This is a genomic window from Halobacillus sp. H74 (assembly GCF_052246715.1).
GTDB classification, from domain to species: Bacteria; Bacillota; Bacilli; order Bacillales; family Halobacillaceae; genus Halobacillus; species Halobacillus litoralis_A.
Window position 1 is genome coordinate 39,257 of sequence record NZ_JBQQCI010000015.1, and the last position, 11,212, is coordinate 50,468.

An 11,212-nucleotide genomic window follows, 5' to 3' on the forward strand; every position below is an offset into this window, starting at 1 on the left:
TCAGACAGGAGGAACGTCAAATGGATCGAATTATCCATACGTTCATCTCAAAACACCAACTACTAGAACCAAATGATAAAGTACTCGTTGCTGTATCTGGAGGGCCGGACTCAATTGCCCTTCTTCATTTTTTGTGTTCTTTGAGAAAGACAATGCCTCTGAAAATTATCGCGCTTTCCGTTGACCATGGATTACGGGGGCAGGAATCAATGGAAGACCTTGATTTTGTCGAAAACATTTGTAATAAGTGGGATGTAGAATTTGTCGGAACTTCAGTGGATGTGAATTCGTATAAAGAAGAATCAGGGAAAGGGACACAAGAAGCTGCACGCACCCTCCGCTACTTTTTTTTCGAAAAGATGATGAATACGTATCAGGCTGATAAGCTCGCAATGGGTCACCATGGAGATGATCAGGCAGAAACAATCATGATGCAGCTTGTAAGAAGTGCCCGCCCGGAAGCGGTCCACGGAATCCCTGTTAAGCGACCGTTTGCTAACGGTGAAATCATTCGTCCATTGTTGGGAGTTTCCAAAGCTCAGATCGCCTCCTACCTTGCCACTCACCATATCGAAGCAAGAATTGATCCAACGAATGAAGAGACAGATTATACTCGCAATGCTTTCCGCCGGCATGTCTTGCCTTTTATGAAAGAACAAAATCCTAAATTCCATCAACATATGCAGGCGTGGAGTGAAAGGGCCAGAGACGAAAGGGTATACATAAGAGAGCAGGCGCAAGAAGTCCTTAAAACCGTTCATTTTTCTTCAAATGTTGAGAAATTCGTACAATTTTCAAATCGATCTTTTAAAACCTTCCCGCTTGCTTTACAAAGGACAGCCTTTCATCTAATATTGAACTATCTGTATATGAAGCAAAACGAAGACATTTCTTATTTGCATGAAGAAATGTTCATGAACCTTTTAAGTGATGAAAAACCGAACGCAACCTTGGATTTTCCACAAGGTTTAAAAGTGACACGCGCCTATGATGAAATCACATTATCTTTTCACGCTGCGCAGGAAACAGAAGCGTTCTCATACACCTTCCAACCAGGGGAGGAGGCAAAGCTGCCTGATGGTTCGTTTGTAATTGCAGAGTGGACAGAAGATTGCGAATCCGCAGGTCGGTATGTACACCTATGTGATTCCCATCACGTAAAGCTGCCTCTAGTGGTTCGCACACGAAAAGATGGCGATCGAATGCGTTTAAAAGGGATGAGAGGATCGAAAAAAGTGAAAGATATTTTTATCGATCAAAAAGTCCCTGCAAGATTGCGTGATACATGGCCGATTGTGACAGATCAAACAGGAGAAATCTTATGGGTGGTCGGTTTAAAAAAAGGCGGGGTTCTTATCGACCTGTCTTCAGGTCCATGGCTTCGGTTACAATATAAAAACAAAGCAGACACGTAGGAGGAGCAATCATGCATAATGAAATGGAAAAGGTCTTGATTTCTGAAGAGGAGATCCAGGAAAAGTGCAAGGAACTGGGAGCTCTGCTGAGCGAAGAATATGACGGGCGGTTCCCATTGGCAATCGGAGTCTTGAAAGGTGCCACCCCATTCATGTCCGATCTCTTAAAAAGAGTGGAGACCCATTTAGAAATGGACTTCATGGATGTGTCCAGTTACCACGGAGGAATGGAATCTTCAGGAGAAGTCAAAATTGTTAAGGACCTTGATACTAAAGTAGAAGGAAGAGATATTCTGATCATTGAGGATATCATTGATAGTGGTCGAACGCTTGCATACCTTGTCGACTTGTTCAAGTATCGTAAAGCGAAGTCGATCAAGATCGTAACACTTCTAGATAAACCGACAGGCCGTACAGCTGATATTAAAGCGGATACAGTCGGCTTCGAAGTCCCTGATGAATTTGTAGTCGGTTATGGGTTGGATTATCAGGAAAAATATCGAAACCTGCCATATGTCGGGGTATTGAAGCCTGAAGTTTATGGTGGTTAATGAAAGGTTTGGAGCCATGGGTTTCAACACACTTGTTTTAAGGGTAATTAGTTGTGTCGTCCGTTTTTGTTATGGTAGTATTTACTATAGTTTTTCTCGTTTGGGAGGAGGTAGGCAATGAACCGGATATTTCGTAACACTATATTTTACTTACTTATCTTCCTCGTAGTAATCGGCGTGGTCGGTCTATTCCGAGGTCAAGGTGATGCGCAAACTGAATATAATGTCAATGAGTTCTACAATAAATTAAACAATGGTGAAATTGAGGAAATGACCATTCAGCCTGTCAATGGGGTGATTCGCGTCACTGGTCATGAGGAAGGTGCTGAAGAAGGGGAAACCTTCATAGCGAAAATTCCTGCAAATGATCAAGTCATTTCAAATATTACACAAACCGCTCAAGAACAGAGCGTGCTAAGTGTCGAAGAGGAAGAGCAACCCAGTGCATGGGTGACTTTCCTGACATCAATCATTCCGTTCGTCATTATTTTCATCTTATTCTTCTTCTTGCTTAACCAGGCACAAGGCGGCGGAAGTCGTGTGATGAACTTTGGTAAGAGTAAGGCGAAGATGTATTCAGAAGAGAAGAAGAAAGTTCGCTTTAAGGATGTAGCAGGAGCAGATGAAGAGAAGCAGGAGCTTGTTGAGGTCGTTGACTTCTTGAAAGATCCTCGTAAATTCACTGCTGTAGGGGCCCGTATTCCGAAAGGTGTTCTGTTAGTTGGACCGCCTGGTACAGGTAAAACATTATTAGCCCGTGCTGTTGCTGGTGAAGCTGGCGTACCATTCTTCTCTATCAGTGGTTCTGACTTCGTTGAAATGTTCGTCGGTGTCGGTGCTTCACGTGTCCGTGATTTATTCGAAAACGCGAAAAAGAATGCCCCGGGCATCATCTTTATTGATGAGATAGATGCGGTTGGTCGTCAACGTGGCGCCGGCCTTGGTGGAGGACACGATGAGCGTGAACAAACGTTGAACCAGCTGCTTGTGGAAATGGATGGTTTTGGAGTCAATGAAGGAATAATCATCATTGCAGCCACAAACCGACCAGATATCCTAGACCCAGCGCTTCTGCGTCCTGGCCGTTTCGACCGTCAAATTACAGTAGACCGCCCGGATGTCAAAGGTCGTGAAGCTGTACTTACGGTTCATACGAAGGATAAGCCGCTTTCTGAAAATGTTGATCTGAAGACGATCGCTCTTCGTACTCCTGGCTTCTCAGGTGCCGATTTAGAAAACTTACTGAACGAAGCTGCTCTTGTAGCTGCTCGTACAGATAAGAAGATGATTGATATGTATGATGTGGATGAAGCCATTGATCGGGTCATTGCAGGACCAGCTAAGAAGAGCCGTGTCATTTCTACGAAAGAGCGTAACATTGTTGCTCACCACGAGAGTGGCCACACGGTGATAGGTATGGTTCTGGATGATGCGGATATGGTTCATAAAGTTACGATTGTTCCGCGAGGACAAGCTGGCGGATATGCTGTCATGCTTCCAAAAGAAGATCGTTACTTCATGACTAAGCCTGAGCTATTCGACAAGATCACAGGTCTTCTCGGTGGTCGTGTCGCAGAAGAGGTTATGTTCGGTGAAGTAAGTACAGGTGCTCATAACGATTTCCAACGTGCAACCAGCATAGCTCGTAAGATGGTTACAGAGTATGGAATGAGTGAAAAACTAGGTCCGTTACAGTTCGGTTCCAACTCTGGAGGTCAAGTCTTCTTAGGCCGGGACATCCAGAATGAACAGAATTATAGTGATCAGATTGCTTATGAAATCGATCAGGAAGTGAAGAACTTCATCGATCATTGTTACAACCGTGCGAAAACGATTTTGACTGAAAATAAAGACAAGCTGGAATTGACCGCGAAGACATTGTTAGATGTAGAAACTTTAGATGCGACTCAAATCCGTTCCTTGTTCGATAAAGGACGTCTTCCTACGGATGATGAACTTGAAGAAATCGCAAGAAAAAACAATGCGAAAATCAAGAACAATACATCTTCTACAGACGAAGATGTACGTGTGAACATTCAATCCAAAGAAGATGAACGACAAGAAGAACAGGAACAAACAGGTGAGCATTCTGAAGAAGAAACTCATCGAAGTGAAGAATCACAAGACGAGAATGACTCGACAGATTCAGAAGATCGTCGTTCTTAAATCATAGGGAAGCCACACCAGCCTTTTTCTTAAGGTGGTGTGGCTTTTTATGTGTCTATAGAGCGAAATGAGGGGTGCTTGTGATATGATGGTAGCCGAAGGAAATGACACGGGAGGCTATATTTATGAATTTTGTCCTTGATGTGGGAAATACCAATACTGTCTTAGGTGTATTTGAAAACGAATCGCTGCAATACCAATGGAGAATAAAAACTGATCGTCATAAAACTGAAGATGAATACGGAATGCTGATAAAATCATTGCTGGACCATGAGGGCCTTAAATTTGAAGATATTGATGGTGTCATCATTTCTTCAGTTGTGCCGCCTATTATGTTTGCACTCGACCGGATGTCTCGTTATTATTTTAAAAAGCAGCCCATGATTATTGGGGAAGGTCTTGTTGATCATGGCTTGCCGATGCAATATCCTCACCCTGATGAAATCGGGGCTGACCGGATTGTCAATGCGGTGGGAGCTATCGATGAGTATCCATTGCCTTTAGTCATTATTGATTTTGGTACAGCCACAACCTACTGCTATATTAATCCGGCCGGTGAATATGTCGGTGGTGCTATTGCCCCGGGAATAAACATTTCGATGGAAGCTCTGTATGCAAAAGCCGCGAAACTTCCGAAAATTGAAATCAAAAGCCCGGAACACGTCATTGGCCAAAGCACAGTGGAAGCTATGCAATCAGGGGTTTTTTACGGATATGTCGGCCAAGTGGATGAAGTGGTGCGCCGAATGAAGGAAACTTCAGACCAATCCCCTACCGTAATTGCTACAGGCGGGCTGGCTAATTTAATTGCCGGACAGTCGAGAACGATTGATCAAGTAGATCCTTTCTTAACCCTTAAAGGTCTTCATAAAATATACCAGCGCAACAAAGAGAAAAAAGTTTTTAAAGGAGAATGATCAACAATGTCAGATTATTTAGTTCGCGCACTGGCCTATGATGGACAGGTCAGAGCTTATGCAGTACAGTCTACAGAAACTGTTGAGGAAGCAAGACGCAGACAGGATGCATGGACCACAACATCAGCCGCTCTCGGAAGAACGCTGACGATCAGTGCCATGATGGGGGCCATGCTTAAGGGTGACGATAAAATAACGATTAAAATTGAAGGGGATGGACCGATCGGGGCGATTATCGCAGATGCGAACTCCAAAGGGGAAGTCCGAGGGTACGTTAAAAACCCGCATGTCGATTTTGATTTGAATGCTGAAGGGAAACTGGATGTAGCCCGGGCTGTAGGCACATCAGGTACCCTGAGTGTCGTTAAAGACTTGGGGATGAAGGATCACTTCACCGGACAGGTGCCACTGGTTTCAGGTGAGATCAGTGAAGATTTCACTTATTACTTTGCTAACTCAGAACAAGTCCCATCAGCTGTAGGTGCGGGTGTCCTTGTAGATACCGATTATTCAATCCTCGCATCCGGAGGTTTTATCGTTCAGATGATGCCAGGGGCTGACGAAAAAACCACAAGCGAAATTGAAAAAAGATTGACTGAGATGCCTGCTATTTCCTCATTGGTGAGGGATGGAAACACTCCAGAAGAAATTTTACACACCGTTCTTGGAGAAGAGAATGTCCAAATCTTAGACACCATGCCAGTGAAATTTCAGTGCCGTTGTTCACGTGAACGCGTAGAAGTGGCCATTTCAAGTCTGGGGGATGAAGAAATCCAACGAATGATTGAAGAGGATCAGGGGGCAGAAGCCAAGTGTCATTTTTGTAATGAAGAATATCTATTTGACGTGCCTGATTTGAATGGTTTAAAATCCAATGATTCAGATTCTACCTCATAATATAAACTTAAGACTTTAATAATAAATGACGGAACTTGTGTTCCGTCATTTATTAGAATCTTATTCAATAGTTTTTTCCGTTAAGAAGATTGAAATGTTTGACAATTGCTTTGATTTTAAGTACATTAGGTTTAAATCCTATAAAAATACTTGGTTTTAGGAGTGGATGTATGAGAATCGTAAACAATATCACTGAATTAGTAGGTCAAACACCTTTGGTAAAATTGAACGGCAGTGCTGAGGATGACAGCGCAGAAATTTATTTGAAATTGGAATATATGAACCCGGGGAGCTCAGTCAAAGATCGTATTGCTCTTTCAATGATTGAAGAGGCCGAAAAAGAAGGTCGTCTGAAGGATGGGGATACGATTGTCGAACCTACGAGTGGAAATACGGGAATCGGCCTGGCGATGGTTGCGGCGGCAAAAGGTTATAAAGCGGTCCTTGTGATGCCGGATACAATGAGTCAGGAACGTCGAAACCTTCTACGTGCTTATGGAGCAGAATTAGTTCTTACTCCTGGTAGTGAAGGAATGAAAGGCGCTATTAAAAAAGCGACTGAATTACAAGATAATCAAGGGTATTTCATGCCTCAGCAGTTTAATAACGAAGCGAACCCTTTAGTACACGAAAAGACGACAGGTCCGGAAATCGTCGAACAAATGGGCGATCAATTGGATGCCTTCGTATCAGGTATCGGCACAGGAGGAACGATAACTGGCGCTGGGAAAGTATTAAAGGAAAAGTATCCTGATATTAAAATTTATGCGATTGAACCAGAAGAGTCCGCCGTTTTATCTGGAGGAGACCCAGGTCCGCACAAGATTCAAGGAATCGGGGCAGGTTTCGTACCTGGTATATTAGACACAGAGATTTACGATGAAGTATACAAAGTCTCTAAAGAAGATTCTTTTACAGCGGCAAGAGAAGCAGCGAGGAAAGATGGAATTTTAGGTGGAATTTCGTCAGGTTCTGCTATTCACGTAGCTAAGGAAGTGGCGAAAAAGTTAGGAAAAGGTAAAAAAGTTGTGGCAGTCATCCCTAGTAATGGGGAGCGTTATCTATCTACGCCACTTTATCAATTTGAAGACGAAGAATAATACGCTTGAACGTGAGAACTGCACCCGCTTTGGGTGCAGTTTTTTGTTTGTTCAGGAATTTATGAAATAAGCTTCTGTAGGCTTTAGAAAAGTTGTTGGAGTTTGCGAGGTGCTTATGCTAATGATAAGTATCTGAAAATGATGTAAAATAGTGAAAGAGTCATTAACGAAACGAGGGAGCAAGGATGGGCTTTCAACTACAAACAACTAAGAAAACATATGACCTAACTAAAGAGACGCTCGTGATGGGAATATTGAATGTGACCCCTGATTCGTTCTCTGACGGAGGTCTTTATTTTGATATAGATAAGTCAGTTAACCAAGCCGTGGAAATGGAAAAGCAAGGAGCTCATATTCTTGATATTGGTGGGGAATCCACACGTCCTGGTCATGCCCCGGTATCCGTGGATGAGGAACTCAGTCGTGTTTTACCTGCTATTGAAGCAATAAAAGGTGTTGTCGGCATTCCGATTTCCATCGATACCTATAAAGCAGAAGTTGCTGAGCAAGCAGTGGCAGCCGGGGCTTCTATCATCAATGATGTATGGGGGGCGCGGAAAGAACCGCAAATGGCCAAAGTGGCAGCCCGATATAAAGTGCCGATCATTTTGACTCATAATCGAACAAACCAAAATTATTCCTCGCTCATTGATGATATGAAAAGGGACTTGGAGGAAAGTATCCAGATTACTAAAGATGCTGGAGTGGATGATGAGAAGATCATTTTAGATCCCGGCATCGGCTTCGCTAAAAGCCAGGAAGATAATCTTGAGGTTATGCGCCGTCTGAAGGATTTCCACGAACTTGGCTATCCGATCCTGTTAGGGACATCCAGGAAGTCTTTTATTGGAACAGTTCTGGACCTGCCTAAGGATAAACGTATGGAGGGGACAGGAGCAACGGTATGTTACGGTGTAGCCCAAGGGGTGCAAATCGTAAGAGTTCATGATGTGAAACCGATCGTAAGAATGACGAAAATGATGGATGCTATGCTCGGAAAGGATGAGGCGGATGGATAAAATTTATGTAAACCAAATGGAATTCTGGGGTTATCACGGATTGTTTCCGGAAGAGAATAAATTAGGACAGCGTTTTTATGTTGACCTTGAATTGGAGCTCGATTTGGAACCAGCGGCTCAAACGGATGATATGACCAAATCCATTGATTATGGGGCCATTTATGAAGTGGCGAAGAAGATTGTGGAGGGGAAGGCCTTTCACTTGGTGGAATCAGTAGCTGAGCAAATTGCACAAGAGCTATTTGCACAATTCCTCATGTTAGATGCATGCTTAGTGAAAGTGTACAAGCCTGATCCTCCGATCCCGGGTCATTACAAATCCGTCGCTATAGAAATTCACAGGAGCCGGCCTTCATGAACACCGCTTATATTGCGCTGGGATCCAACATAACAAAAAGAGAAGAATTTCTGAAAGATGCTATTACCCTGTTGGATGAACATAATGATATCCAGGTGACCAAAAAGTCATCTGTGTATGAAACGGCACCTGTAGGTTATAAAGAACAAAACGATTTTTTGAATATGGCCATCAAGGTACAGACAAATTTACCGCCTCTTCACTTACTGGATTATTGCCAAGGGATTGAGCAAGAGTTAGGAAGAAAAAGAGTGGTTAAATGGGGGCCGAGAACGATAGACCTTGACATTTTGCTCTATAATCATGAAAATATGAAAGCAGAACGTCTTACGATTCCCCATCCGCATATGCAGGAAAGGGCGTTCGTAATGGTCCCGTTGGCGGACTTGGATGCTGACGTAGTCCTTCCTCATATAAAGCAGACAGTTGCAGAAGTGCTGGGGCATCTACCAGCAACGGAAGTAGAAAGCATTAGAGAGTGGGGACGCATTTGAGATGTGGATATGCTTCACATGGACCGCTTGCTTCATTTGAAAAATGAAAAAGTGGCGATCATGCATGGAAATGTGAAAACACGCGTCCTGGTACTTGCAAGGTCTGAAAGAAAAGGTCCAACCCGCTCATCGTATCAATCAAGCAGAAACTGGAAAGACGATGCTCAACATCCCGTAAGACTTCACAATGAGATAAAAGACGGAATGTGAGACCCTTCACCTTTTGAGCGTTGACACGAATTAAGGACTTTTCTATACTAAACCATAGTTAGATACTGCCAGTGCTATGCTGGCAGTTTTTGTTATTGTGACGGTTTGAGCATTAAAATTAATTCAGGGATGGAGTGATAGCAATGACAGAAGAACTCAATGAACACATGCGGGTGCGTCGAGATAAGATGAATGCCCATCGTGAACAAGGCGTTGACCCTTTTGGTGATAAATTCGAACGTACTGACTATGCAGAAGAACTTAAAGAAAAATATGATCAATATACAAAAGAAGAACTCGAAGAAAAGCAGTTTCCAGCAACAATCGCTGGTCGCATTATGACAAAACGCGGCAAAGGTAAAGCTGGGTTCACTCACATTCAAGATCTTACAGGCCAAATCCAGCTTTACATCCGGAAAGACCGCATCGGTGAAGAAGCATACGAGTTGTTTAACTCAGCCGACCTCGGCGATATTGTCGGTGTTACCGGAGTGATGTTCAAAACAAAAGTAGGGGAACTATCGGTAAAAGCGGATGAATTTCAACTACTTACAAAATCACTTCGTCCACTTCCTGAAAAATTCCACGGCTTACAAGATGTAGAGCAACGTTATCGCCAACGTTATTTAGATTTGATTACAAATCCTGAAAGCAGAGATACATTTGTCCTGCGAAGTAAAATAATTCAGTCTATGCGCCGTTATTTAGATGGGTTAGGCTTTTTGGAAGTAGAGACTCCTCTTATGCACGGAATTCCAGGAGGGGCGTCTGCCCGTCCGTTTATAACACATCACAATGCTCTGGACATGCAGCTTTATATGCGCATCGCGATTGAACTTCACTTGAAGCGTCTTATTGTAGGTGGTCTGGAGAAAGTGTATGAAATTGGCCGAGTTTTCCGTAACGAAGGGGTTTCTACACGCCACAACCCTGAATTTACAATGATAGAGCTTTATGAAGCGTATGCTGATTACCATGACATCATGAACCTTACAGAGAACATGGTGGCTCATATCGCTAAAGAAGTCCTTGGGATGACGAAAGTGAACTATAATGATCAAGAAATTGATCTAGAGCCAGAATGGACGCGCCTGCATATGGTAGACGCTATTAAAGAGTACACAGGAGTAGATTTCTGGGAGAAGATGACGGATCAACAGGCTAAAGAGTTGGCTGATGAACACAGCATCGAGATTAAAGAAACAATGACATTCGGTCATATCGTTAATGAGTTTTTCGAACAACGGGTTGAAGAAAAGCTTATACAACCAACCTTTATTTATGGTCATCCGATTGAGATCTCTCCGTTAGCTAAGAAGAATCCTGAAGATGAGCGATTCACAGACCGTTTTGAACTCTTCATTGTGGGGCGCGAGCATGCGAACGCATTCTCTGAACTTAATGATCCGATTGACCAAAGGGAGCGTTTTGAGTCTCAGTTGAAAGAAAGAGAAGAAGGTAACGATGAAGCTCATATGATGGATGAGGATTTCCTGGAAGCATTAGAATATGGAATGCCACCTACAGGGGGGCTGGGCATTGGTATAGATCGTCTGGTGATGTTGCTGACTAATTCACCATCGATCCGTGACGTGTTACTGTTCCCGCAAATGAGGCATCGTGATTAATAAAGTGAGCCCCCGAATTTCACGGGGGTTCTTTTACATTATGAAAGGTCGCTTGTGTGAGTTTCATGATTATGTGATTTTGATAATCGTCAGAATAATTTTTTAATAAAAATAGTCTTGATTTTACTATCACAACCATGGTAAATTATTATTTGTCGCATTAAGAAAGGCGGCGAGCCGCAAACGGCTGACAAAATAATTCATGAAAGTTGTTGACGATAACGTTTAGCCATGGTATATTGATTAAGTCGCTGTTTTGAAGCGGCAAACAACATTTTGATCTTTGAAAACTGAACGAACCAACCAGTACGTCAAGATGTTTCTTCTTATTAAAGAAGAGATTTGAAACAAGCACATTCGGTGTGCAAATGAGCAAGTCAAACTAACTTTTATGGAGAGTTTGATCCTGGCTCAGGACGAACGCTGGCGGCGTGCCTAATACATGCAAGTCGAGCGC

General features: G+C 43.1%; 11 protein-coding genes and 1 rRNA gene. All 12 read left to right on the forward strand.

All coding sequences use genetic code 11. The annotated features are described in order from the left end of the window. Positions 1–20 precede the first annotated feature (20 nt). The gene (tilS, locus tag ACTWPX_RS21000) at positions 21–1,415 is read left to right on the forward strand and encodes a tRNA lysidine(34) synthetase TilS (RefSeq protein ID WP_443121381.1); all 1,395 of its coding nucleotides are present in this window, start codon (positions 21–23) and stop codon (positions 1,413–1,415) included. Positions 1,416–1,426: 11 nt separating this feature from the next. Further along, positions 1,427–1,966 carry a hypoxanthine phosphoribosyltransferase gene (hpt, locus tag ACTWPX_RS21005; protein WP_443121382.1) on the forward strand — a complete coding sequence of 180 codons (540 nt, stop codon included), beginning with the start codon at positions 1,427–1,429 and terminating at the stop codon, positions 1,964–1,966. Positions 1,967–2,083: 117 nt separating this feature from the next. Continuing rightward, on the forward strand, positions 2,084–4,132 hold the full coding sequence (gene ftsH, locus ACTWPX_RS21010; RefSeq protein WP_443121383.1) for an ATP-dependent zinc metalloprotease FtsH: 2,049 nt from the start codon (positions 2,084–2,086) through the stop codon (positions 4,130–4,132). A gap of 125 nt (positions 4,133–4,257) precedes the next feature. After that, positions 4,258–5,049 carry a type III pantothenate kinase gene (locus ACTWPX_RS21015; RefSeq protein ID WP_443121384.1) on the forward strand — a complete coding sequence of 264 codons (792 nt, stop codon included), beginning with the start codon at positions 4,258–4,260 and terminating at the stop codon, positions 5,047–5,049. 6 nt (positions 5,050–5,055) lie between these two features. Further along, entirely contained in the window at positions 5,056–5,946 is an 891-nt protein-coding gene (gene hslO, locus ACTWPX_RS21020) for an Hsp33 family molecular chaperone HslO (protein WP_128524999.1), read from the forward strand. A 170-nt stretch (positions 5,947–6,116) separates the two neighbouring features. Beyond that, positions 6,117–7,046 (forward strand): cysteine synthase A, encoded by a 930-nt coding sequence (gene cysK / locus ACTWPX_RS21025; protein WP_443121385.1) that lies wholly within the window; start codon positions 6,117–6,119, stop codon positions 7,044–7,046. A 185-nt stretch (positions 7,047–7,231) separates the two neighbouring features. Further along, entirely contained in the window at positions 7,232–8,065 is an 834-nt protein-coding gene (folP, locus tag ACTWPX_RS21030; protein ID WP_443121386.1) for a dihydropteroate synthase, read from the forward strand. Beyond that, positions 8,058–8,423, forward strand: coding sequence for a dihydroneopterin aldolase (folB, locus tag ACTWPX_RS21035; RefSeq protein ID WP_128524996.1), 366 nt, complete (start codon positions 8,058–8,060; stop codon positions 8,421–8,423). Before folP ends, folB begins: the two co-directional genes overlap by 8 nt. After that, positions 8,420–8,917 carry a 2-amino-4-hydroxy-6-hydroxymethyldihydropteridine diphosphokinase gene (gene folK / locus ACTWPX_RS21040; protein ID WP_443121387.1) on the forward strand — a complete coding sequence of 166 codons (498 nt, stop codon included), beginning with the start codon at positions 8,420–8,422 and terminating at the stop codon, positions 8,915–8,917. The genes folB and folK overlap by 4 nt, the downstream gene beginning before the upstream one ends. Before the next feature lie 3 nt (positions 8,918–8,920). Further along, the gene (locus ACTWPX_RS21045) at positions 8,921–9,127 is read left to right on the forward strand and encodes a hypothetical protein (RefSeq protein ID WP_443121388.1); all 207 of its coding nucleotides are present in this window, start codon (positions 8,921–8,923) and stop codon (positions 9,125–9,127) included. Between the two features lie 143 nt (positions 9,128–9,270). Continuing rightward, positions 9,271–10,755, forward strand: coding sequence for a lysine--tRNA ligase (gene lysS / locus ACTWPX_RS21050; RefSeq protein ID WP_443121389.1), 1,485 nt, complete (start codon positions 9,271–9,273; stop codon positions 10,753–10,755). A gap of 388 nt (positions 10,756–11,143) precedes the next feature. After that, positions 11,144–11,212 (forward strand): 16S ribosomal RNA (locus ACTWPX_RS21055); the annotation flags it as partial.